The sequence below is a fragment of the Pseudomonas sp. NFACC04-2 genome, from assembly GCF_900119265.1.
GTDB classification, from domain to species: domain Bacteria; phylum Pseudomonadota; class Gammaproteobacteria; order Pseudomonadales; family Pseudomonadaceae; genus Aquipseudomonas; species Aquipseudomonas fluorescens_AA.
The window spans coordinates 130,614-155,452 of sequence record NZ_FPJC01000013.1; the positions used below are offsets into that span (position 1 = coordinate 130,614).

At 59.8% G+C, this 24,839-nt stretch carries 18 protein-coding genes; 9 read left to right on the plus strand and 9 right to left on the minus strand.

Annotation, left to right across the window (positions count from 1 at the left end):
• Positions 1-32 precede the first annotated feature (32 nt).
• Together BT125_RS18340 and BT125_RS18345 are read left to right on the plus strand one after the other, a co-directional pair.
• Positions 33-515, plus strand: a complete 483-nt coding sequence (locus BT125_RS18340) for a CS1 type fimbrial major subunit (RefSeq protein ID WP_072409028.1) — start codon at positions 33-35, stop codon at positions 513-515.
• A gap of 241 nt (positions 516-756) precedes the next feature.
• Complete coding sequence (locus tag BT125_RS18345; protein ID WP_072409030.1) at positions 757-1,266, plus strand: CS1 type fimbrial major subunit; 510 nt, start codon at positions 757-759, stop codon at positions 1,264-1,266.
• A gap of 75 nt (positions 1,267-1,341) precedes the next feature.
• Here the strand turns inward: BT125_RS18345 and BT125_RS18350 are convergent, their stop codons facing one another.
• Positions 1,342-4,449, minus strand: coding sequence for a transglycosylase domain-containing protein (locus tag BT125_RS18350; protein ID WP_072409032.1), 3,108 nt, complete (start codon positions 4,447-4,449; stop codon positions 1,342-1,344).
• A gap of 357 nt (positions 4,450-4,806) precedes the next feature.
• Between BT125_RS18350 and BT125_RS18355 the strand changes: the two genes are divergently transcribed.
• The 3 genes from BT125_RS18355 (at position 4,807) to BT125_RS18365 (ending at position 8,771) form a co-directional block, all read left to right on the plus strand.
• The gene (locus BT125_RS18355; protein WP_072409034.1) at positions 4,807-5,286 is read left to right on the plus strand and encodes an REP-associated tyrosine transposase; all 480 of its coding nucleotides are present in this window, start codon (positions 4,807-4,809) and stop codon (positions 5,284-5,286) included.
• Between the two features lie 332 nt (positions 5,287-5,618).
• Positions 5,619-7,040 carry an amino acid permease gene (locus tag BT125_RS18360; protein ID WP_072409036.1) on the plus strand — a complete coding sequence of 474 codons (1,422 nt, stop codon included), beginning with the start codon at positions 5,619-5,621 and terminating at the stop codon, positions 7,038-7,040.
• A 213-nt stretch (positions 7,041-7,253) separates the two neighbouring features.
• A complete protein-coding gene (locus BT125_RS18365) occupies positions 7,254-8,771 on the plus strand; it encodes a glucosyltransferase domain-containing protein (RefSeq protein ID WP_072409038.1) in 1,518 nt (505 codons plus the stop codon).
• On the opposite strand, the gene BT125_RS18370 is transcribed toward BT125_RS18365, so the two are convergent.
• The 6 genes from BT125_RS18370 to BT125_RS18395 all read right to left on the minus strand — a co-directional run bounded on the left by BT125_RS18370 (position 8,772) and on the right by BT125_RS18395 (position 19,021).
• A complete protein-coding gene (locus BT125_RS18370) occupies positions 8,772-10,391 on the minus strand; it encodes an FMN-binding glutamate synthase family protein (RefSeq protein WP_072409040.1) in 1,620 nt (539 codons plus the stop codon). It abuts the gene before it with no gap.
• 265 nt (positions 10,392-10,656) lie between these two features.
• Positions 10,657-12,063 carry an ATP-binding protein gene (locus BT125_RS18375; RefSeq protein ID WP_072409042.1) on the minus strand — a complete coding sequence of 469 codons (1,407 nt, stop codon included), beginning with the start codon at positions 12,061-12,063 and terminating at the stop codon, positions 10,657-10,659.
• Positions 12,060-13,862: a DAHL domain-containing protein gene (locus BT125_RS18380; RefSeq protein ID WP_072409044.1), complete on the minus strand. Its 1,803-nt coding sequence runs from the start codon at positions 13,860-13,862 to the stop codon at positions 12,060-12,062. Before BT125_RS18380 ends, BT125_RS18375 begins: the two co-directional genes overlap by 4 nt.
• On the minus strand, positions 13,859-14,818 hold the full coding sequence (locus tag BT125_RS18385; protein WP_072409046.1) for a cytochrome-c peroxidase: 960 nt from the start codon (positions 14,816-14,818) through the stop codon (positions 13,859-13,861). The genes BT125_RS18380 and BT125_RS18385 overlap by 4 nt, the downstream gene beginning before the upstream one ends.
• 40 nt (positions 14,819-14,858) lie before the next feature.
• Complete coding sequence (locus BT125_RS18390; protein ID WP_072409048.1) at positions 14,859-16,733, minus strand: EAL domain-containing protein; 1,875 nt, start codon at positions 16,731-16,733, stop codon at positions 14,859-14,861.
• A complete protein-coding gene (locus BT125_RS18395; RefSeq protein WP_072409050.1) occupies positions 16,730-19,021 on the minus strand; it encodes a GGDEF/EAL domain-containing response regulator in 2,292 nt (763 codons plus the stop codon). The genes BT125_RS18390 and BT125_RS18395 overlap by 4 nt, the downstream gene beginning before the upstream one ends.
• A 227-nt stretch (positions 19,022-19,248) precedes the next feature.
• Here BT125_RS18395 and BT125_RS18400 point away from each other — a divergent pair, with 227 nt between their 5' ends.
• From BT125_RS18400 to BT125_RS18415, 4 genes are all read left to right on the plus strand, one after another.
• A complete protein-coding gene (locus BT125_RS18400) occupies positions 19,249-20,616 on the plus strand; it encodes a response regulator c-di-GMP phosphodiesterase, NosR family (protein WP_072409052.1) in 1,368 nt (455 codons plus the stop codon).
• 219 nt (positions 20,617-20,835) lie between these two features.
• Positions 20,836-21,252, plus strand: coding sequence for an NUDIX hydrolase (locus tag BT125_RS18405; protein WP_072409054.1), 417 nt, complete (start codon positions 20,836-20,838; stop codon positions 21,250-21,252).
• Between the two features lie 24 nt (positions 21,253-21,276).
• A complete protein-coding gene (locus BT125_RS18410; RefSeq protein WP_072409056.1) occupies positions 21,277-21,915 on the plus strand; it encodes a LysE family translocator in 639 nt (212 codons plus the stop codon).
• A gap of 2 nt (positions 21,916-21,917) precedes the next feature.
• Positions 21,918-22,463 carry a GNAT family N-acetyltransferase gene (locus BT125_RS18415; RefSeq protein ID WP_072409078.1) on the plus strand — a complete coding sequence of 182 codons (546 nt, stop codon included), beginning with the start codon at positions 21,918-21,920 and terminating at the stop codon, positions 22,461-22,463.
• A 3-nt stretch (positions 22,464-22,466) separates the two neighbouring features.
• Here BT125_RS18415 and BT125_RS18420 read toward each other — a convergent pair whose 3' ends face one another.
• Together BT125_RS18420 and metR are read right to left on the minus strand one after the other, a co-directional pair.
• Entirely contained in the window at positions 22,467-23,714 is a 1,248-nt protein-coding gene (locus tag BT125_RS18420) for a hypothetical protein (RefSeq protein WP_072409058.1), read from the minus strand.
• A gap of 150 nt (positions 23,715-23,864) precedes the next feature.
• Positions 23,865-24,782, minus strand: a complete 918-nt coding sequence (gene metR, locus BT125_RS18425) for a transcriptional regulator MetR (RefSeq protein WP_060740854.1) — start codon at positions 24,780-24,782, stop codon at positions 23,865-23,867.
• Positions 24,783-24,839: the final 57 nt, after the last annotated feature.

Consider the following 24,839-nt stretch of genomic DNA (forward strand, 5'->3'; position numbering starts at 1 on the left):
CGAACCGTCGTTGACGCCACAGGTAATCAAATATGTTCAAGACACTGGTACGCCCCCTCGCACTGAGCGCCCTTATGTTGCCCTGGGTCCAGGCCTGGGGCGCGGTCGAACGGGAAACCTTCGAGGTCTACGTGACCATCCCGACCGTCGACTTTCATGTGGTGCCCCTCGACCCGCAACTGGTCCAGCGCGAACAGCGCTTGCCCTTCAGCACCGTCACCGGCGAGCTCAGTCCGTTGCGGGCCACCTACGAGGTGAAGAACAGCAACGGCGCCATCGGTGCTCGCCTCGGGGAAGAGGCGTATCTGTCCAACGGACGTGAGCGTATCGATCTGCGGGTGACCTTCAATGGCGTCGCACTCACCCTGGATTCGGCCCAGGTGGTCACGGCCACCGAAGCCCGGCCCGGACGCCAGGTGCCGCTGGAAATTGCCGCCATCAGACCCGATGACGATTACAAGCCGGGGGACTACTACGGCACGGTGCACATGGTGTTCGACGCCACGGCACCGTAGCAACCGCGAACCCTGCGGCAAAGATCATTTGAACCAGCACTCCTGTGGCGAGGGAGCTTGCTCCCGCTCGGCTGCGCAGCAGACGCAACCAGTCCAGAGGCCGACAGGGTTTCAGCGAAGAGCGGGGGCGGCTGCGCCACCCAGCGGGAGCAAGCTCCCTCGCCACGGGGTAGTGCTGAGTCAGTGACGGCGGGGGCAAGTTTGCTCCTGCGCTTTTATTACTACAAAAAAGGTATCAAGCATGTTCAAGAAAGTTGTATCCGTTATTGCTCTAGGGGCGGCAGCTCTGAACTCTTCACTGGTGTTCGGGGCTGATGATGCGCGTTCATCCATCCATATCGAGGCGAACATTCCGACCCAGCAGTTCCACGTGCAGCCCCGGAATCCGGATTTTGGTAAGGACGAATATATGTACTACAACCCCCTTACCTACAAATTCACCTCTATACGCCACACCTTTGACGTAAAGAACACCGATGGTTCGGTCCACGCCTACATCGAGAACGGGGCGAGTACAGGGTCCATCCACTTGACTAACGGCGTCGATGTGGTCTCCCTGAGGGCCGTATTCAATGGTGTACCTCTGGACGACCGACCTCAGGAAGTCGTCGACGATGCCACGTCCACACCCGGTACCCAGGCGGACATGTATATCGTGGTTGCGAACTCACCGACTCGCCCTCTCTCTCCTGGCATGTATAACGCCGACTTCACGGTGATCTTCGACGCGGTGCCTCGGATCAATCTCTGATCTTGGGTCAACCCTGATTTTGTGGCGAGGGGATGAATCCCCTCGCCACAGTTAATCTGCCTGCATTGCCGTGCTTCACTGCCCCGCCACCAACGGCTTGCACTGGGTATGGCTTCCCGGTTGCAGGTAGGGCGAGAGAAACGGCGCCATACCCTTGAGCACCTGCACTGGCAAGGCTGAGGTGAACTTGAAGTTCTGCGCCGACGCGCCTGGTACATAGGCGGTGAGGGTGCCGAAATGGCTGTCGCCGATGTAGAACACGAAGGTGGCGGTGCGGTTGATCGATTTGGAACTGATCACTCGTCCACCGGAGCCGACCGCTTCGATGCGGTTGTCGCCGGTGCCGGTCTTGCCGCCCATGGCCAGCGGCGTGCCGTCGGCCAGCTTGAAACTGCCGGCCACGCGTTTCGCGGTGCCGGCATCCACCACCTGGGACAGCGCCCCGCGCAAGGCCCGGGCTACTTCCACTGGCATCACGCGCTTGCCGTTGTCCGGATTGTTCACCAGCCGTGTCTCGTAAGGCGTGCCGACGGCGAAGTCGAGGCTGTCCACCCGCAGCGCCGGTTGGCGGATGCCATCGTTGAGGATGGTGCCCACCAGTTCTGCAAGCGCAGCCGGGCGGTCACCGGAGCTGCCGATGGCGGTGGCCAGCGACGGCACCAGGTGATCGAACGGGTAGCCGACTTTCTGCCAGCGCTGATGGATATCCAGAAAGGCTTCGATCTCCAGCATGGTGCGGATACGGCTGTCGCGGGCGCTCTTGTGTCGGCTCTTGAACAGCCAGCTGTAGACTTCCTGGCGCTCGAATTGGCTGGCCTTGACGATCTGGCTGAACTTGGCGTCGGGATTGTTCAGCAGGTAACCCATCAACCACAGGTCCAATGGGTGGACCTTGGCGATGAAGCCTTGGTCCGGCAGGTCATAAGCCCCGGGACCATAGCTTTGGTAGAGCCGTTCGAGGCGTTCGTCGGTGAGTTTTTCGGCGCTCTTGGCCGACTTCAAGTGGGCGCGCACGAAGCGGTTGAAACTCTCCTGGCTGTCGTTGGGAAAGAAATAGCGGTGCACGGCGGCCAAACGGATAGCGGTAGGGCGCATGCCGTCGAGGAACGTTTCCAGGCGCTGGCCGGTGTCCTTCTTCTGGTATTTCTTCCAGAACCTGAGCAGGAACGAAGTGCCTTCGCGGTCGGCGAACTGGGCCAGGTATTCCTGGCGGCGCGGGTCCTTGTCGTCCTTGAGCAGTTCGGAGCTGTTGTTGGGCCCGGCATAGGTGGCGTAGCGCACCAGGTCGCGCATCAGGCGGATGAACGGCAGGTTGATGGATTCTCGCAAGGCGTCGCGCAGCGTGGGCAAGCGACCGTCATCTTCCCTGCGGAAGTTGTGGAAGGTGTGCAGCCCGCCGCCGGTAAAGAACGCCTCGCCGGGGCTGGCTGAATAGGTCCGGTCCAGCGCGGCCTCGAGCATCGTCGGCAGGCTGCGGTCGGTGTTCTGGATCAGGTAGTCGACGGCCCAGCGGGAGAGGCGGTCCTGCTCGGCGACTTCGGTTTTCTTCAACGCCGCCGGGGTCTGCTGGGCATAACGCTCGTGCAGTTCGGCGATGATCTGCAGGTAAGTGGTGAGTACCCGCAACTTGGCGGTGGAGCCCAGTTCCAGCTTGCTGCCTTCGTTGATGTCGAAAGGCTGGTCGGTGCTGTCGGTCTGCACCCGCACGCGCGAGCCATCCGGGGTCAGTTCCAGCAGGGTGAAGCTGTAGCGCACCTGGGTGGTGCTGGTGGGGGTCAGCAGCCGTTCTCCCATCAGGCCGATCTCGGTCGCGAAGGCCGGGTCGGCCAAGCGCTTGAGGTAGTCGGTGGCCTGGGCCTGCAAATCGCTTTGCAAGGTGCTGGTGGCGGACAGGTCGAGGCGATCGAGGTCGTACAGCGGGCGGTTGAGCAGGGCGGCGAGGCGACTGCGGGCGGCGCTGATGCCTTTGTTGGTTTCGTTGGGCTGCACGGTCGGGTCCTGGACCCAGTCGCGATAGCTGACCTTGCTCGCCAGGGCCGCGTCGGCCAGCGCCGCGTCGATCACGCCGTTCTGTGCCAAAAGGCGGATGTGGCTGTCGGTCAGGCGCGCCAGTTCATCGTGACCCTTGGACAGGTAATGGGACGGCCGGCGCTGGGCGATCATCAACGACAGCATCTCGCGCAGGGCCAGGCCTTTTTCCGCCAGGCTCTGGGGATCGGTCGCGGTGCTGGCCAAGCGTTCATTGGCCCGATTGAAGTCGGCGCCATACCAGACCCGCAAGCCTTCGGCCATGCCGTGGACTTCACCATGCCCCGGCACGGCGGAAAGCGGCACGCTGTTGAGGTAGTCGCGGATGATCCGCTGCCGCGCCTCGAGGGTTTGCGGGCCGCCCTGGTAAGCGCGCACGCTGGCGGAAATCATCTGGCGGATTTTCTCCGCGCCGGACACGGTCAGGCCCTCAGGCGAGTGACGGTACTTCTCCAGTTGTGTGGCCAAGGTGCTGCCCCCGGCGGATTGCCCCGGCAGGCTCAACAGCTTGGCGACCTGCGACCAGGCCGCCATGCCGAAGCGCGGCCAGTCCACGGCCGGGTTGGCCAAGGGTTGCTTGGGGTCGAGCAGAAAACGGTTCTCGATGAACAACAGGCTCTGCACCACCACGGGCGGGATCGCTTCGAAGTTCGCATACAGCTGCTGCGGGTACTTGAACTGATAGACCGGCGCGGCGCGGCAGTCGGTGATGGTCAATCCGGCCTGGATCTTTTCCGCGTAGGGCACGAACAGGCCTTTTTCGACGTAGCCCATCAACGCCGGCGAAAATCGTGCCTGGGCCTGGATAACGTAGTCACGCTTGAGCAGGCGCGGCAGGAACTCCCCCAGCGCGCTGTAGCCCAAGCGGCGGTCGAACGGGCCTGCGCCAGGGTAGACGATGGCATCGCTGGGCCCCGGCTGCACCGAGTAGCTCAGGGACTCGGCATACTTGCTGAGCTCCCGGGCCTGAAACCGCGACGTGCGCATTTCCTTGGCCACTGCGAGGCCGACCACCACCACGATAATCAGCAACAACAACCAGAATGCCCGCCAGCCATGCCGTGCGCGGCGTTTTTTTTGAGGTAAAGGCGCTTCTTCCATACGTTCAGTCGGGACCACAGGTTCATTTGAATCGGTTTGCCACAAAGCGCCCATAGTCGACTGATCCATTAAGCAGATTGATCGGACTTGCTTGAAGCTTAGACGGTGGTTGGCGTGGGGGAGGGGAAATTGTGGGCAAGCCCATACACGAGCACTTGTGAGAGATCATGGCTGAGGAGCTTTTGTGGCGAGGGAGCTTGCTCCCGCTCGGCTGCGCAGCAGACGCAACGGTGGCATGGCTGAAGAATTTTCAGCGGTTGAAAAGCGAGGGCGGCTTCGCCCCCCAGCGGGAGCAAGCTCCCTCGCCACGGTACTACGTCGTTTTCGGAAAAGTCGCTCAACCATCACCGCGTCGGATCATCGTGGGAGAAGCTACCGTAAGTAGGTCTCCCAACCACAGGAAGCCAAGGAATGCATCCTCCACGCCCAAACTCCCATCGCTTGCGTCGCGGACGCTCTTCGGAACCGGGGCGAGGTTACCTCGTCACTACGGTCGTTCACCGACGCATACCTATCTTCAAGAACTGGCAGTTGGGCCGCTTATTGGTGGCAGAAATGCGCCTGGCTCATGAGCGAGGTCAGGTCAATTCGCTGGCCTGGGTTGTGATGCCGGATCACCTGCATTGGCTGGTGCAGCTAGAGCAGGCTCAGCTCACCCATGTGATGCAGATGGTCAAATCCCGCAGCACGCTCACAATCAACCGAGCAATGAACAGAAAGGGCGCGTTCTGGCAAAGCGGCTTCCCTGATCGCGCGATCCGGGACAACGAGGACCTACAGCCTTGTGCACGCTACATCATTGCCAATCCGCTTCGTGCAGGTTTGGTGGATCGCATTGGCAATTATCCACTGTGGGACACAGTGTGGCTCGGCGAGGGACGTGATGTCTGAAAGCCTTGCGCTAGAGCCATCGCCCCATACCAAAACATGACGCTGCACCATCTCTGTGCAATACTCGGCGGCGTTTCCGAGTGACCCGAATCCAAGACAACACCTCTCCAAAAGCCGATTCTGGCGGAGGCTTATCCCTGAATTTCCCTGGTTTTACAGTGAATCTCTCTATCCCTGGCTTTTTATACTGCACGACCCGCTGATCCTGAGGTTGTCGTTCCACAGGACGGTCTGCCCACAAGACAGACCCGGTTTCGGCAAGGCGGCAGGCTTACCGGCCTGTGGCTTTGGACACTCGGTGGCTAATCCAATAACAAGACGAGGTTATCCCTATGCCTGTCGGCAATCATCTGCCCCATGGCGAGACCGCCCAGGGCGGTCCGCTCAAACGTGAGCTCGGCGAGCGGCATATCCGCCTGATGGCGCTTGGCGCCTGCATCGGTGTCGGGCTGTTCCTTGGTTCGGCCAAGGCCATCGAAATGGCCGGCCCGGCGATCATGCTGTCCTACATCATTGGCGGCCTGGCGATCCTGGTGATCATGCGCGCCCTCGGTGAAATGGCCGTGCACAACCCGGTGGCCGGTTCGTTCAGCCGCTATGCCCAGGATTACCTCGGCCCACTGGCAGGTTTCCTGACCGGTTGGAACTACTGGTTCCTGTGGCTGGTGACCTGTGTGGCGGAGATCACCGCTGTGGCGGTGTACATGGGCATCTGGTTCCCCGACGTCCCCCGCTGGATCTGGGCCTTGGCGGCACTGGTCAGCATGGGCTCGATCAACCTGATCGCGGTCAAGGCGTTCGGTGAGTTCGAATTCTGGTTCGCCCTGATCAAGATCGTCACCATCATCGCCATGGTCATCGGCGGCGTCGGCATCATCGCCTTTGGCTTCGGCAACGACGGCGTGGCCCTGGGCATTTCCAACCTCTGGGCCCACGGCGGCTTCATGCCCAACGGCGTGTCCGGCGTGTTGATGTCTCTGCAAATGGTCATGTTCGCCTACCTGGGCGTGGAGATGATCGGCCTGACCGCCGGTGAAGCGAAGAACCCCCAGAAAACCATCCCCAACGCCATCGGTTCGGTGTTCTGGCGGATCCTGCTTTTTTACGTCGGCGCGCTGTTCGTGATCCTGTCGATCTACCCGTGGAACGAGATCGGCACCCAGGGCAGCCCGTTCGTGATGACCTTCGAGCGCCTGGGCATCAAGACCGCCGCTGGCATCATCAACTTCGTGGTGATCACCGCCGCACTGTCGTCCTGCAACGGCGGCATCTTCAGCACCGGGCGGATGCTCTACAGCCTGGCGCAGAACGGCCAGGCCCCGGCTGGTTTCGCCAAGACCTCGACCAACGGCGTGCCGCGTCGCGCATTGCTGCTGTCCATCGCCGCGCTGCTGCTGGGCGTGCTGCTCAATTACCTGGTACCGGAAAAGGTCTTCGTCTGGGTGACCTCCATCGCCACCTTCGGCGCGATCTGGACCTGGGCAATGATCCTGCTGGCCCAGCTCAAATTCCGCAAAAGCTTGAGTGCTTCGGAGCGTGCGGCCTTGAAGTACCGGATGTGGCTGTACCCGGTCAGCTCGTACCTGGCGTTGGCATTTTTGGTGCTGGTGGTGGGGCTGATGGCGTACTTCCCTGATACACGGGTGGCGTTGTATGTCGGTCCGGCGTTCCTGGTGTTGTTGACGGTGTTGTTTTATGTATTCAAGTTGCAGCCGACGGGCGAAATCCACGGCTCGGTGCGGTCAGTGTCGTAAATTAACCGCGATATAAAAGAAAGCCCCGGTCAGTGACTGGGGCTTTTTCATTGAGCTGTGATTGACCGTCCGTCGAGACTGTAGCTGACCTGTAAGTTCTGACAGTAGACCCGCATCGGACCGCAGTCTAGCTTGGAAGCTTGCCAACAGGGGAATGGCAAGGCACCAAGATGAAAGATCTATCTGCACTGTTGGCGATTGCACGAGTAACCTATGCGAATAACGAAGGTACTTAGCAAAAAAGAGGTGCTATTGTTTTTTACGGTAGCGTCTTTTGTGTACGTATACCCTATTGTTCATGCCGATTACGCCTATGTAGACGATAGTTGGCGGGAAATATTGGCGATCGATGACTGGTGGAGAATTCACGGCAGAGTGCTGGCTGAAGTGGTTACGAAGCTTATGGCGTTTAACAATGCAACCATTAATATTTTCCCGCTTCCATTGTTAATTGCTACTTTTGCATTTGCATGTGCGATGACTAGGCTGACGTTATGGTATTTTCCTCGCCCCGAGTGGACAGCGTGTCTCGTGGTGCTCCCACTGCTCTGTAATCCTTTTTTTTTAGGTAACATTAGTTTTCAATATGATGGGCCGGGTATGATGTTAGCAGTTGTGGCTGCTGTTTTTTCTATAATCTGTCATGTTCGCAATAGTTACCTGCGAGGGTGCGTGTCGGCTATTTTAATAGCGGTGCTGCTAAGTATTTATCAATTGGTGATTACAGTTTTTATTGGGTTGTGCTGTATGGAGTGTTTGTGGAATGTTAGAAATGGAAAGCCGGCGCAGGAAGTGTTGAGAGAAATTGGGTTGCGTGGTTTACAGCTTTTTTTGGGGGGAGGGGTTTATTATTTTACCGCTTTCAAACTGACGAGCGATAGGCGCGGTTCGCTGGCAGAGTTCGATTCGCACTGGCTTGGGGAGGTCGTTAGGAAGTTTAAGTTTTCTATGGAAAAAGTGTTCGAGTTGATCAACGCCGGAAATGGATTTTTTTCTATTTTAATGGTGATCGTAGCCGGCGTGGGATATGTCCTAGTCATTAAGAATGTTTTAGCACTGGCCGGTGGTAGGGGCGAAAAAATTTTAGTTTTAGGGGCCTGTCTATGCGTACCGCCTGTGCTGATAGTTTGTGTCCCCGGTCCGATGTTATTCGTGCTGGATCCTAATTTGGAAGCGCGGAACTATCTGGGGTTTTCTGTAGTATTGTTTTTTTTGCTGCTGATGAGTCGTGAAGTTTTGGGGCGTGCTGGGTATAGGTTGCGAATGCTTTTGGTGATACCAGTTTTGGCGATGTATTCGTTTAGTTACGGCTATGGGCAAGTTCTTATCGCAAAAAAAGAGCTTGAGACGGCCGTGGCAATGTTTATAGCTTATGACATTATTGCAACAAAAGAATTTCTCAATTCCCCTGTGCTTTATTATATTGAGCCCCCTATTAATGGGAAGTGGTTGCCCAAAGCGCAGGGTGCCATAAATTATATGCCGGCGTTGCGCTACCTTTTGAGCAGCTCCAGTATGGTGCTCCGCCCAAATACTTTACCTCAGTACGGTATTAATAATGTAGTTTCAGAGGGGCGCGCCGCTTTTGATGCGGCGACGGCTGAGGGCAAGACTTATAGGCGGGTGGTAGACAGGAAGTTCTATTCATTTTATGTCACTGAGTCAGGTGATTTTATTGTCATGAAAGATTTAACAGGTTCCGAAGGGTACATTAGGGGATGGTGGCGATAGTTACGCCGCCACTATTTTCTCCGGCTCAAAACTATCCGCCCGCGCCATCTGCCACATCCGCGAATAAAACGCCCCATCGACCTCACCCGTGAGCAATTCCCCCGGTTTCAGAAACACGTGCAACTCAGAGAACAACTTGACCTCGGTAGCCGACATCCGCCGCACCAAATGCTTGGGCTGCAATTGCGACGGGTGCTCGAGGCCGGCGGCGGCGAGCATTTCGGCCAGGGCCTTGAGGGTGTTGCGGTGGAAGTTGTAGACCCGCTGGGCCTTGTCCGGGACGACCAGGGCGCGCTGGCGCAGGGTGTCCTGGGTGGCGACGCCGGTGGGGCATTTGTTGGTGTGGCAGCTCTGGGACTGGATGCAACCGATGGCGAACATGAAGCCGCGCGCAGCGTTGGCCCAGTCGGCGCCGATGGCCAGGACGCTGGCGATGTCGAAGGCACTGACGATCTTGCCACTGGCGCCGAGCTTGATCTTGTCCCGCAGGTTCAGGCCCACCAGGGTGTTGTGCACGAACAACAGGCCCTCGCGCAGCGGCACGCCGATGTGATCGGTGAACTCCACTGGCGCCGCGCCCGTGCCGCCTTCCTTGCCGTCCACCACGATGAAGTCGGGCAAGATCCCGGTTTCCAGCATCGCCTTGGCGATGCCCATGAATTCCCAGGGATGGCCCAGGCAGAATTTGAAGCCCACCGGTTTGCCCCCGGACAGCTCACGCAGTTGCTGAACGAACTGCATCAGTTCGATCGGCGTGGAAAACGTGCTGTGGCATGACGGCGAAATACAGTCCTCACCCATGAGGATGCCACGGGTCTCGGCGATTTCCCGGGTGACCTTGTGCTTGGGCAGGATCCCGCCGTGGCCGGGCTTGGCGCCCTGGCTCATCTTGATTTCGAGCATCCGCACCTGCGGGTTCTGTGCCTGGACGGCGAAACGCTCGGGGTCGAAGCGCCCGTCGCTGGTGCGACAGCCAAAATAGCCGCTGCCCAGTTCCCAGGTCAGGTCGCCACCGTGTTCACGGTGGTAAGGGCTGATGCTGCCTTCACCGGTGTCGTGGGCGAAGTTGCCCAGCTTCGCGCCCTGGTTCAATGCCCGGATGGCATTGGCGCTCAGGGAGCCGAAGCTCATGGCCGAGATGTTGAACACCGATGCCGAGTACGGCTGCGTACACTGCGGGCCACCGACGGTCACGCGAAAACCGCTGGGGTCGCTCAGCGGGGCCGGGCGCATGGAGTGGCCGATGAATTCGAAGCCGGTCTGGTACACGTCGATCAAGGTGCCGAACGGTTTGTCGGCGCTTTCGTTCTTGGCCCGGGAGTACACCAGCGAGCGTTGGGCCCGGGAGAAGGGCAGGGCATCGCTGTCGGATTCGAGCAGGTACTGGCGGATCTCCGGGCGGATGCCTTCGACCAGGTAGCGGATATTGCCCAGGATCGGGTAGTTGCGCCTTACGGCATGGCGGCTTTGCAGCAGGTCGAACACCCCCAACAGGCTCAACAGCCCGGTCACCAGCGCAATGGGCCAGAGCCAATCGTGTTGCAGGAATGGCAGGCTGGCGAGGGTGAAGATGACACAGCCAGCAAAGAAGGCGTAACGACTCAGCAGAGACAGGCTCATACGGTTTCCTTGGGGGGGAGCGATTGGCGAGACATTAGCTTGGAATGCAGCTCCCTTGCCACAGGGGCTGTATGTTGGCTGGAAAAACGAGCGCCGGAAAAACCTGTGGGAGCGAGCTTGCTCGCGATGGCGGTCCCCACTCGCCCCCCACATTGACTGACCCACCGCTATCGCGAGCAAGCTCGCTCCCACAATTGGATTGGCGGCGATGCTCGGCAGTTGTGGTGAGGGAGCTCGCTCCCACCGTTTGAACCGCCGGGGTGGCTCAGCTCGCCTGCTTCATCTGCCGCAACGGTAACTCCACGCGGAAGGTGGTGCCGACGCCGACTTCGCTGCGTACGGTGATCTCGCCGTTGTGTTTTTTCACGATACCGTAGGACAACGACAGCCCGAGCCCCGTGCCTTGGCCGATGGGCTTGGTGGTGAAGAATGGGTCGAAGATTTTCTGCAGGGTCTCGGGGGGAATGCCCGAGCCGTTGTCCGCCACTTCGATCCAGACGGTTTCTTCACCGACCCCGTTGCGCAGGGTGATGGTGCCGCGTTCGGGACCGATGGCCTGGGCGGCGTTGACGATCAGGTTCATGATCACCTGGTTGATCTGCGACGGCAGGCATTCCACCTCCGGCAAGGGTGTGTATTCCTTGACCACGTCGGCCTTGTACTTGATTTCATTGGCGACGATGTTCAACGTTGAATCCATGCCCTGCTGCAAATTGGCCATCTGCCATTCCTGGCTGGAATCAACGCGGGAGAAGTCCTTCAGGTCCTTGACGATCTGCCCGACCCGGCCAATGCCATCCTTGGATTCCTTGATCAGCAGGGGGATGTCTTCGACCAGGAAGTCCAATTCCACCTGTTCGCGCAGCTTTCTCAAGTTCACCACCAGCTCCGGCGAGGCGATGGCCTCCTCGGCGCTGCCGTAGGCGGTGAGCATTTCCTGGAGTTTGCCGAAGTAGCCGTCCAGCGCCCCCAGGTTGGAAGAAATGAAGCCGATCGGGTTGTTGATCTCGTGGGCCACCCCGGCCGCCAACTGGCCCAGCGAGGCGAGCTTTTCCGATTGCACCAACTGGGTTTCCAGCATCTTGCGTTCGTCGATCTCCATCTGCAGCAGTTCGCTGGCCTGTCGGAAGGCCTGGGTGCGTTGTTCTACCAGGTCTTCGAGCTTGTTCATCTTCAATTGCGCCCGAGAGGTCATTTCCCATTTGGTGGTCAGGGTGTTGGCCATCTGCTGGACTTCGATGTTGTCGAATGGCTTCTTCAGGATCAGCAAGCGGTCGTGGCCGTTCAGGCGGTCGAGCAATTCATCCCAGGAATAATCCGAATAGGCGGTGCAAACCACCACTTGCAACTGCGGGTCGCGCTTCCAGAGTTCTTCGATGGTCTTGGCGCCATCCCAGCCTTCGGGCATGCGCATGTCGACGAAGGCCAGGGCATAGGGGCGCTCCTTGGCCATGGCTTCCAGCAATTTGTTCAGGCCTTCCTGCCCACCGTAGGCCGAGTCGAGTTCGAACACGGTGGCGGCAGGTTTCGGCGCTTCGCCAAACAGCGCGCTTTCCATGTCCTGCAAATCCGTGTTGCTTTCATCTTCCGGGGTGAGGATCTTGCGGAAATCTTCATGAATGGCGGGTGTATCGTCGATCAACAGGATGCGGCGGTTACTCATGCTGTTCATGGTTCACCTTCTGCAAGTTTCAGGGGCACTTGCAATTGGAATGTCGCCCCTTTGCCTGGCCCCTCACTGTGGGCGGTGAGGTGGCCGTTCATTTCGATGGCCGCCAATGCGCAGCTGTGCAGGCCAAAGCCGTGGCCTTCCTTACGCGTGGTAAAACCATGGGCGAAGATGCGCGTCATGTTTTCCTCCGGGATGCCTTCGCCTTCGTCCTTTACGCTGATTTGCAGAGTCTCGCCATCGACGACAGCGGCCTTGAGGGTCATGTTCCGCGCATCGTTGGACACCCCGGCCATGGCGTACTTGGCATTGCTGATCAGGTTGATCAGGATCAGCAGCAAGCGGTGCTTGTCGCCCATGATCCGCGGCACGTCGCCGTATTCCTTGATCACCGTAACATGATGGCGGGTCAGGGCGCCGGAGTTCATGCGCAAAGCGTCTTCGAGCAGTTCGCTGACCACCAGGGGCTCGAGCAGGCTGCTGGCGCCAGCATAGGATTGCTGGGTGGAGACGATGTCCTTGATGTGGTCCACGCTCTTGCTCAACTGGGCCAGTTCTTCGGTCAGGCTCTGCTGCTCCGATGCGATGGCCTCGACCAGTTGGTTGAGGTAGCCGGGCAGCAGCTTGCCCTTGGCGTCCTCGGTGAGGAAGTGCCCGAGGTCATCGGCGTGCTCGTTGATCAGTTGCATCGCCTTGCCCAGCCCCAGGGCCTTGCTGCTGCGCAGTTTGCGGCTGACCAGGTCGGCGGAGATGTTCACGCTGTTGAGGACGTTGCCGACGTTGTGCAACACGTTGGTGGCGATTTCCGCCATGCCGGCCTGGCGGGCGGTGTCCATCAATTCGCTCTGGGTGTCCTTGAGCTGGCGGGTACGCTCCTCGACCCGTTGTTCCAGTTCATCGTTGGCGCTCTGCAGGGCGCTGTTGACCCGATTGATTTCGGCGAAGCTGCGTATCAGGCGAATCGCCAGCCAGATCAGAATCAGCACCAGGAACGTGGCGAACACCAGCAAGTAAATGTGGTTGCGCTCGTACTTGGCTGCGGCTTTTTCCTGGTCTTTCTCGAGCAGGTTGGTGATGGTGTCCAGGCGATCGGCCAAGGGGATCGCTTCGATGCCCAACAATAATTCGTTGACCTTTGGCTGTTCGCGCAGGATCACCCCGATGTGCCTGCGCAGGACTTCGATGGAGTTGAGCAACCCCTCAGGCAGGCGCTCCTTGTTGACATCCAACTGGTTCAAGCCCAACAGCACCTCGGCTGCGATCTCCGGGGAGCTGACCTGGGCGAACTCCATACTGCTGAGCAACAAGTCGTAAGTGTCGATGGCAACGTTCTGCAACTCCAGTTTGTACGTGTCGGGCAGCCGGGCGAACTGGCCCTGGATGTCGTCCTCACCGGTGGGCAGAAAGGCCAGGGAGTTACGCAACACCGCGTTATGGGATTTGAACTGTTCTATCAAGCGGGTTTTTTCCTTGACCAGCTTGAGGTATTCGTCGCGCTGGGCCTCCCAGAGTGACGGTCCGTGGCGTCCCGGTTCCGATTCGATGGCGTCCAGACGCTGCCACAGGCGTGCCATTTCGTGCAGGGGGGAGACCAACGGGTCGTAGTTGTGGGTCAGGGCGATTCGCGACTTGAGGACTTCGTTGTCCCAGATGGCGTCCTGTTGCTTGAGCAGGCGGATCAGGTCACGGGATTCAATGTACGAGGCGGCCTGCTGGGCCCCCGAATTGATGTACATGAACAGCAGGACCGAAGCCAGTAACAGGCCGATGAAGGCAAGACCGAGGCGGCGCAGAGTGGTCATAGGGGCTTGCCCTCCGATTCACCCGTCAGGGTCTTGAGGAACTCGACGATCAGTGTCGTATCGTTCTTGAGAGGCTCACGACCCAGTTGGTACTTGAACATCACCTCCACCGCGTGTTCCAGAGTCGTCGCCGACCCGTCATGGAAATACGGCGCAGTGACGGCCACGTTGCGCAGGCTGGGCACCTTGAAGACCTGGCGGTCCGCTTCATCACCGGTGATGTTGAAGCGTCCTTCGTCGGCCCGGGTGGGGGTGCCCCGGTCGCCGATGTAGTCACCCATGACGCCGAATTTCTGGAACATGTTGCCGCCGATGTTCACGCCCTGGTGGCAAGCGATGCAGCCGTACTCCTTGAAACGCTGATAACCGAATTTTTCCCGGGGCGTGAGGGCGTCGGTATTGCCCAGCAGGTACTGGTCAAAACGCGAATTGGGTGTTTGCAAGGTGCGTTCGTAGTCGGCCAGGGCGCCCTGGATATTAGGCTTGGTCACGCCATCGGGATAGGCGTCCTTGAAGTCCTTGGCGTAGCCGGGGTCATCGGCGATACGCTTGAGCACCGACTCCCAGGTGCTGCCCATTTCCACCGGACTGGTCACGACCTCGTGGACCTGTTCTTCCAAGGTATCGACGCGGCCATCCCAGAACTGATGGAAGTTCAGGCCGGCGTTGAACACGGTAGGTGTATTGACCTCCACCGGCTTGCCGTCGAAGCCCAGGGAAAGCGGCTTGTCGTCGGCGCCGCCCTTGTCCAGGCGATGGCAACTGGCACAGGACAGGGTGTTGTTGACGGACAGCCGTGGGTCATTGAACAGCCGCAGCCCCAACTGGACGCGCTTGGGGTCCAGGGCCGGCACCGGGGGCAGAGGCTTGAGAGGTTCATCCAGGGGGGCGGCGTGAGCGGTTACGCTTGCTCCCACGAGCAGGCCGAGCGCCAGAATCAGTCCATGTAACGCCATGGGATGTTTTCCTTGAAACTTTGGTTGAGGACTCAGTTGTTCACGAAAACGGGTTCTGGCGTTTTTCCCACTCGGTCATCCAATCGGCAAAGGCCTGCGGTTCGACGGCTTTGCTGAAGTAGTAACCCTGGGCTTCCTCGCATTGGTGCTTCTTGAGAAATTCAAGCTGCTCAAGGGTTTCCACCCCTTCGGCGATGATGTGCAGGTTCAGGCTCTTGCCCAGGCTGATGATGGTGCTCACCAGCTTGGCGTCATTGCTATCGATGCTCAGGTCACCGACGAACGACTGGTCGATCTTCAGCACATCCACCGGAAATTTCTGCAAGTAGCTCAGGCTCGAATAGCCGGTGCCGAAATCGTCGATGGCCAGGCGTATCCCCTGTTGCTTGATGGCCTTGAGGATGGCGACCGTGGTATCGATGTTCTGCATCAGTACGCTTTCGGTGATCTCCAGTTCTAACTGTGTCGGATCCAGGCCGGTTTCCTTGAGGGTGCGGGCGATGCCTTCGACGAAGCCGCGCTGGCGAAAATCGATGGCCGAGATGTTCACCGACAGGCACAGCGGCCGCATGCCCTGGGCTTGCCAACGGCAGGCCTGCTGGCAGGCTTCCTGGAGTACCCATTGGCTCAGCGGCACGATCAAGCCGCTGTCCTCGGCCACCGGAATGAAATCCGCCGGGTAGACCAGGCCATGTTCTGGCCTGTTCCAGCGCACCAACGCCTCGACCCCGACCACCTTGCCGCTCTTGAGATCGAGCTTGGGTTGGTAATGCAGTACGAATTCCTTGCGCTGCAGGGCCAGGCGCAGGCCCGATTCGATGGTCTGTTGCTGCCGTGCCCGGCGGTTCATGTCCTCGGTGAAGAAACGGTAGTCGTTGGGGCCGGTTTCCTTGACGTTGCGCATCGCTGTCTCGGCTTTCTTGATCAGCGCCACGGCGTCGAAACCGTCGCTCGGGTACACGCTGATGCCCAGGCTCGCGGTGACGCTCAGGTCATGGCCGTCGATAGGCTGGGGGGTGCTGATGGCCGCCAGCAGTTTTTCGGCCACGCCTTTGGTTTGCTGCGCCTCGGCGATGTCCCCCACGATCACCACGAATTCATCGGAACCGTAGCGGAACACCGAATCGGATTCACGCACCACGCTCGCCAGCGCCCGGGCCACGCGCTTGAGCATTTCGTCGCCCACCGGATGGCCCAGCGCGTTGTTGATGCGCTTGAAACGGTCCAGGCCGATGAACATCACCGCCAGTTGACGGTCGTGCCGACGGCACTGGGCCATGGCCTGGGTCAGGCGATCGCCGAGCAACATGCTGTTGGGCAACTCGGTGAGCACGTCGTATTGCAGCAGGTGGGACACCTTGAGCAATTCCTGGACGCGCTCTTCGATCGTGCGTTCCAGGCTACGCATTTTCCGCGCCGCGTCCTGGGCCAGTTGCCATTTCCAGGTCATGGCGCTGGCCATCTGGCGGATTTCCAAGGTGTCGAACGGTTTCTTGAGAATCAGCAATTGATCATCGAACTCGATCCGTTCGGACATGGTTTCCCAGGAGTAATCCGAGAAGGCCGTGCACAGGGCGATTTGCAGGCGCGGGTCGGCTTTCCACAATTCTTCGATGGTTTGCAGGCCATCCCAGCCCGGTGGCATGCGCATGTCGGCGAACACCAGCGCATAGGGCTGGCCTTCGGCCTGGGCGCGCTTGACCAGTTCCAGTGCCTCCTCGCCCTGGTAGGCCGAGTCGATCTGAAATTGCAGCCGGCTGACCTGTGGGGTGCCGAACAGCAGGCTTTCGGTGTCGTCCAGCGAGTCATCGCTGCCGGCGCTGGGGCTGAGGATCTTGCGAAAGTCCTGGTGGATCGCCGGCGTGTCGTCCACCACCAGGATCCGCCGGTTGGCAGGCACCGACATGGGGTTCATGGATTGCTCTCCGATAGCTGGCTCGCTGGTCGGGTCCAGTGGTCTGTCGCGGGAATGATCGTGCCGGCCTTGAGCAGTTCGGCGGCCTGGCCGCTGTCGACCACGGTGCTGAAGTAATGCCCCTGGGCCTGCATCGCGCCGCCGCTGGACATCAGCGTGGTACGTTGCTCCTGGGTCTCGACGCCCTCGGCAATGATCCCGATGCCCACGTCCCGGGCGAAGTTGATAATCGCCCGCAACGTCGTGGCGTTCTCGGGGTCGGCGTTGGCGCTGTCAAGAAAGCGCTGGGCGAGCTTGAGGTGATTGACCCGGTAGGTCTTGAGGTAATCGAACGAGGAATATTCGGTGCCGAAGTCATCGATGGCGATCTGCACACCCAATTCGCAGAGGCGCGGCAGCACGTCGTTGTGGGTCCACTTGGTCTGGGCCAGGGTGGCTTCGGTGACGTCGAAACGCAGGTCCCAGGGTGCCAGCTCCCAGCGGGCGGTGGTGCGCAGCACGTCGTAGATCAGTTCCGGGCCGGTCTTGAGCTGGGTCAGGGACAGGTCGATGGCGATCACCGGCGGCGCCATGCCCTGGTCGCGCCATTGGCGCATCTGTTGGCAGGCCTGGTCCAGCACCCAATGCCCCAGGCCAATGATGATCCCGGTCTTCTCGGCTGCTGGCATGAAGGCCTCCGGTTCCAGCCAGCCCCGTTGGGGGTGGTTCCAGCGCACCTGCACGCCCATGCCGAGGATCTTGCCGGAGCCGAGGTCGACTTCGGGCAGGTAGTGCAGGTGCAGTTCCTGGTTTTCGATGGCTTGGCGCAGATCGTTGGCCAGGGCGACCCGGTCGGTGACTTCCTGGTTAATTTCCTCATTGTGAAAGTGATACTGGTTGCGACCCTTTTCCTTGGAGCGGTACAGGGCCATGTCGGATTGTGCCATCAGGCTGTCGGCGCTCAGGCTCTGCGGGGTGTACAGGGCGATGCCGATGCTCACCGAGATTCGCACGTCGTTGCCGTCCAGGGAGTACGGCGCCACGAGGGCATCGCGGATCTTGCCCGCCAGCGCGGCGCAGTGGGTCGCTTCATGGACGTCCAGTTGCAGCAGAGCGAATTCGTCGCCGCCCAGGCGCGCCACCACATCGTTTTCCCGGGTACAGGACTTGATGCGAGTGGCGACTTCCTGCAGCAGCAGGTCGCCGATGGGGTGGCCCAAGGTGTCGTTGATGCGTTTGAAGTGGTCCAGGTCCAGATAGAACATGGCAAACGGCGCCGCGCCCCGACGAGCGGCGGCGAAGGCCTGGTGCAGGCGCTCGATCATGGTGGCGCGGTTGGCCAGCCCGGTCAGGCCGTCGGTGCGGGCGAGCAGGGCGATCTTCTCTTCGGCCAGCTTGCGCTCGGTGATGTCGAGGATGATGCCTTCCACTTCCAGCAACAGGCCCTGGTCGTTGCGCACCGGAATGTAGCGGTTCTCCACCCAGCGGAACGTGTCGTCGCCCGTGCGCATGCGAAACTCGATGGAAGCCCCGACAGTATCACGGTCGAGGACGCGGACCATGGCCTCCTGGACTTTGTCCTGGTCGTCGGGGTGGATCAGGGTTTGCGCCCAATCCGGCGCGTTGATCAGTTGCGCCGCGGAATGACCGAACTTGGTGATGTTATGGGAGATGTACATCAACGCGAACGGCGGCTCGCCCCGCAGGCGATAGAGAATGGTCGGGCTGTTCTGCACGATGATGTTGGCGTCGGCCAACTCGCGGGTGCGTTCCTCGACCGCCCGTTCGAGCATGTCCATTTTCAGCGCCGCGTCCTCGGTCATCTGCCATTTGACGGTCAAGGCGCTGGCCATCTGGCGGATCTCGATGGCGTCGAAGGGTTTTTTCAGGATGAGCAGACGGTCGCCCAGTTCGAGGCGCTCGGAAATGTCTTCCCAGGAATAATCCGAGTAGGCGGTGCACAGGGCCACTTGCAGCTTGGGATCGGCGCGCCACAGCCGTTCGATGGTTTCCAGGCCGTCCCAGCCCGGCGGCATGCGCATGTCGATGAACGCCATGGCGAAGGGCTGCCCTTGGGCCAGCGCCGTCTCGACCTTGTTCAACGCTTCCATGCCCTGGAACGCCGAATCGAGGACGAAACTCATGGCGGCAACGGCCACCGGCGCGCCGAACAAAGCCTCTTCGGCGCTGCTCAGGTTGTCTTCGGCGTTCATCTGGGGGCTGAGGATCTTGCGAAAATCCTCATGGATGGTCGGGGTGTCGTCGACGATGAGGATCCGCCGATTGGTTTTATCCAAAGGCAGGCTCATGTCCGTGCACCACTTTGATGCTGACTATAGAACCCTGGGAACATCTGATATCCCTTTCGCTGGCATGAGTATTCGGCCTGTACATGGCCCTTCATGGGGTAGAGCATAGTCGCCTCATCGCGATGCGCTCGGCCACTGATGGCAAATGTGTCGAAATTTTCGCAATCTACTAGCCTGTATTTTGGGGCTAAGGTAGAACGGTTGCTGTGAACAGGAGGGGGTTTCAAATGGAAGATCAATCACCGGACGTTCCGGTAAAGAAGCCGACGGTGCTGCTGGTCGATGACGAAGAGTCGATTCTCAATAGCCTGCGTCGGCTATTGCGCAGCCAGCCGTACGAGATCCTGCTGGCCGACAGTGGCGCCAAGGCCCTGGAGATTCTCAAGGAACGGCCGGTCGACCTGGTGATGACCGACGCGCGCATGCCGAACATGGACGGTGCTACGTTGCTGGCCGAGATCCGCAAGTTGTATCCATCGACGTTGCGTATCCTGCTCACCGGTTATGCCGATGTGGACATGATGACCAAGGCCATCAACGAGGGGCAGCTCTATCGCTACCTCAGCAAGCCCTGGAACGATGAGGAGCTGGTGCAGGCCTTGCGCCAGGCCCTGGCCCACCAGCATTCCGAAAGCGAGCGCCAGCGCCTCGAAGCGCTCAACCGCGAGCAGAACCAGCAACTCAAGACCCTGAACGCCACCCTGGAAAAACGCGTGGCGTCGCGCACCTCCGAGCTGCAGCAGACCGCCGACATGCTCGACTTGGCCTACGACGAGCTCAAGCGCAGTTATGTGACCAGCACCGAGGTGTTTTCGCTGATCGCCAACCTGCGCCTGCCCAAGGCCAAGCAGACCAACCGGCAGATCATCGAGTTGATCAGGGTCTACAGCCGACTGCATTTTCTCGATGAGTCCACCGACCGCGACCTGACCATGGCCGCGGCGCTCTACAACATCGGCAAGCTGAGCTGGACCGACAATATGATGGTCACGCCCGCCGACTTGCTGCACCACAATGAACTCGATCTCTATCGGGCCTATCCGAAGCAGAGCGAATCGCTGCTGATGACCCTGGACCCGATGAAGGACGCGGCCCGGATCATCCGCCATCACCAGGAGCGCTGGGACGGCAGCGGTTTCCCCGAGCACCTCAAGGGCGAGGCCATTCCTTTCGGCTCGCGACTCTTGAAACTGGCGGTGGATTTCATCGAGCTGCAGCGCGGGTTGATCCTCGAACGACAGATGAACAGCGATGAAGCGCTGGTCTACATCCGCAAATACGCCGGCAAGCTGTACGACCCGGACATGGTCGAGGACTTCATCAAGGCCTGCGGCGAGTACCTGGAAGACGTGACCTTGTCGGACCCTACGGTGAAGGTCATGTCCACCCGGGAGCTGGCGGCTGGCATGATCCTGGCGCGCAACCTCAACGCCGACAACGGCATGCTGCTGCTCAACGCCGGCAAGGTCCTGAGCGGTCCGCTGGTGGAAAAGCTCATCGCCTTCGAGTCGATGGAAGGGGCCCGGTACAGCGTGTTCGTGAAGATCCCCGAAGAACAGGCCGACCCTTCGGCGCCGAAGCCGATTTTGGGGTGATACGCATCGGACAGACGACGCAGTTCAACCTGTGGGAGCGGGCTTGCTCGCGAAGGCGGCGTATCAATCGCAGCCAATGTCGCCTGATACATCGCCTTCGCGAGCAAGCCCGCTCCCACATGGGTATGTCTGGATTCTGAAACCAGCGCCAGGCTTTGCTCCCTGGGGCTTTGGTCTGTAATCTCCCTGGCATTTTTCTGCCCAAGGCTTTGACTCATCATGACCACTTCCCTCATCCGCATCGCCGCCGCCCTGTTGCTCGGGCCGGACGGGCGAACCCTGCTGGTGCGCAAGCGCGGCACCCGGGCCTTCATGCAGCCGGGGGGCAAGATCGAGGCCCATGAACAACCGGTGCAGGCGCTGGCTCGGGAGCTGGAGGAAGAGCTTGGGTTGCGGATCGATCCGGCCCAGGCCCGCCATTTGGGCGTATTCAGCGCGCCGGCGGCCAACGAACCGGGGTTTATCGTACAGGCCGAGGTGTTTTTGCTGAACATCGACGCCCCGGTTTCGCCGGCGGCCGAGATCGAAGAGGTGTGCTGGATCGACCCGGCCGGCGACGGCGATCTTGTACTCGCACCGTTGACAGGCGAGGTGATCCTGCCGTTTTATCGAGCGACACACCTCGCCACTTGCTGATTCATGCCTCAAGGACTGACGCCCATGATTCCATTGCCGGACCTGTTGATTTTCGCCGCCGCCGCGTTACTGATGGTGCTGACGCCCGGCCCGAACATGATCTACCTGATTTCCCGTTCGATCTGCCAGGGCCGCAAGGCCGGCGTCACGTCGCTGTTGGGCGTGGTGGCGGGGTTCTTCGTGCACATGTTCGCCGCCGCCGCGGGGCTGACGGCGGTATTCCTGGCGGTGCCCATGGCCTATGAAGTATTGAAATGGGCCGGCGCGCTGTACCTGTTGTGGCTGGCCTGGCAGGCGGTGAGGCCGGGCGCGCGTTCGCCCTTCGAGGCCCAGCGGTTGCCGGCGGACCCGGCACGCAAGTTGATCACCATGGGTTTTCTCACCAGTGCGCTGAACCCCAAGATCGCGGTGTTCTATCTGTCGGTGTTCCCGCAGTTCATCAGCCCGGAACACGGTTCGCTGTTCACCCAGAGCATCATCCTCGGGCTGACCCAGATCAGCGTCAGCTTCAGCGTCAACCTGCTGATTGCCCTGTTCGCGGCCGGCATTGCCTCGTGGTTTGTCCACAACCCCACCTGGCTGGCGGCCCAGCGCTATTTCATGGGGTTTGTGCTGGGTGCATTGGCGCTGCGTCTGGTGCTTGAGCAACGCAGGGCGGCGTGAGCGTGTGGATCGAACGATTGGATGCCAATCACGCCCTGGCCTACCGCGAGCTGATGCTTGAAGCCTACGATCGCCATCCGCAGGCGTTCACTTCCAGTGTGCGGGAGCGGGCGCTGATGCCGTTGAATTGGTGGGAAGGGCGGTTGAGCAGCAAGCTCGATGTGGTGCTGGGTGCGTTCGAAGCAGGAACGTTGGCCGGCATCGTTGGTCTTGCGTTCGAGCCGCGGGAAAAGGTCCGCCACAAGGCAACACTGTTTGGCATGTATGTGTCGGCCGAATTTCGTCAGCGCGGTTTAGCTCATGAACTGGTGCAAGCGGCACTGGCCGAAGCGCAAAACCACCCTGCGGTACAACTCATCCAGCTCACCGTTACCGCTGGCAATGAGGCTGCCTTCAAGTTGTACCAGCGCTGCGGCTTCATCCAGTTCGGGCTTGAACCTTTGGCGGTGCGGGTGGGCGAGGATTACTTCGACAAAATCCACATGTGGCGCCAGATATCGATGCTTGGGATCAAGGGCGAAGAGGTCGATTCGCCCCTGTCCCGATAGTCGTCAAGGGTATTTGATCTCTGGCCGTGGCCCGGTATAAACGGGCAGATCGGATTCCTCCGCAGGCGTGCTCATACTTCCTGCTCCACTGTTCAATCGCACGATTCTTATGTCCCGTATGCCGAAATCGTTGCCGTTACTGCCATCCTGGTCGTTGTTTATATACATCCGTACCATCCCTCGTTCGATGATGGTGAATACGATTGAAAACACGTACCAAACTCCGTCCTTGGGGACATGACGGGGAACGCCACGCCATTGCGGCATGCCGGTATCGGGGTAAAGGATCGGGTTGACCAGCCCTGGAATGTGGCTGCCGTCGGCAACATGGGTTGCTTCGAACGTGAACTGGTACTGCCCGGGAATGAAAAGGAAGTCTTGATAGAGGATGACCCCGGCGAAGCCGTATGGGGCGCCTTGGTCGGTGAAGTTGAAAAACGCGTTGACTAATTGATGGTTCATGACGTGCGGGCGGATAGATCCGGAACGGGCCGCCAGATAGGGAATCCAGCCGTTATAGGAGTCCGCCAGTGAAGTGTAGTGATCCTCCCATTCCACCGGTGCCGTGTTGATGACGATCGAACTCGTAGGGGATACATCGCTGTTGTCCAACTGATCGACTATCCGGGCACTCACCGTATGGGTGCCGTCGCCGATTTGCTGAAGTTCGGCCGCAGTCAAGGTGTAGGTGATCGGATTAGCAGGATGGACATAGGGAATGTTTTTACTCCAGGTCCCTACGGTCAGTGTCACCACATCATATTCGCGCGGGTAGCTGCGGTTTAACGTAAACGTGCCTGGCTGTGCCGGGTTGACGTTGGCCGGATGGCTGACAGTGATCCCGGATGGCGGGTAATGGAACAACAGGTCCAGGACCGGGGTCGAGTCATCGAAATTCCCGCTGGGCCGGGTCACTCGGTAAAACATTGTATTGTCTCCGTTCACCAGCCATCCCCATGGCAATTCCATGTCTATGCGGTCGTTATCCTCGCCCGCCTTGATGATCTTGATCACGGATGTCGGTTGGTCATTGACCCATAGCTGTACGGAATCGTTGACGGCCAGTGGTTTAGAGAGCGTCTTGAACGGATCAATCACCATGTACAGGCGGATGGACGGCGAGTGAATGCTCAGGGGAATGCCGCCGTGGTAGGCCCCTGTCGGCAGCACGGGGGTCTTCCACCCTGGAATATACATGGGCCACAGCGCAAGAGCTGCGTCGGCCTGGGATGAGTTGTGGACGCTGTCCATTTTTCTCCTCGGCTACGGTGCCTGAACTGACTCGGGACAGACACCATCAGAGCGCGAAAGAAGAGGAGTGTCACCTGTCAGACCTGACAGGTGAGTGTGACATTAAGATGACTGGTCATCTTGCAGGCCGAGTGAAAAACACGCTGCGCTTCAGCGCACGGCACTAACCCCATCCAATGTGGAAAACGAAGTGTCCTTGGCCGTCAGCAAAAAATCGCGCATGTACGGCGCGTCGAGCATGTCGGTGCGCACCGCCGCGTACAACGTGGCGAACAAACCTTTCTCCCCCAGCCGCTTGGCCTTCACGTAGCCCCGCGAGCTGTATTCATGCAGCGCCCAGTGCGGCATGCCGCAGACGCCACGACCGCTGGCCACCAGTTGCATCATCATCACCGTCAGCTCGGACGTGCGCACCTGGGCCGGTTCGATGTCGGCCGGTTCCAGGAAACGAGTGAAGATGTCTAGCCGGTCTCGCTCCACCGGGTAGGTGATCAGGGTTTCGCTGATCAGGTCCTCGGGCACGATGTAGGGTTTACCCGCCAACCGATGTTGGTTGGCGACGGCGAGCATCGCTTCGTAGGTGAACAGCGGCACGTACGTGATGCCGGCCAATTCCAGCGGGTCGGAGGTCACCACCAAATCGAGATCGCCCCGGGCCAGGGCCGGCAAGGGGGCGAAGGCGAAACCCGAGGCCAGGTCCAGCTCGACTTCCGGCCAGGCATCGCGGAACTGGTCGATGGTTGGCATCAACCATTGGAAGCAGCTGTGGCACTCGATGGCCATGTGCAGGCGTCCGGCGGTGCCGCCCGCCAAGCGGGCGATGTCCCGTTCAGCACTGCGCAGTAACGGCAGGGCGGCATCGGCCAGTTGCAACAGGCGCAGGCCGGCGCTAGTGAAACGTACGGGCTTGGTCTTGCGTACGAACAACTGCATGCCCAGGCGCTCTTCCAGTTCTTTGAACTGGTGGGAGAGGGCGGACTGGGTCAAGTGCAGGCGTTCGGCGGCTTCGACCAGGCTATCGGCTTCGCGCAGGGCGTGCAGGGTCTTGAGGTGACGGAGTTCAAGCACCAGAGTTGCTCCATGAGTAAAACTTGTGATCAACACGAAAAGGTTGAGTTTGTCTCA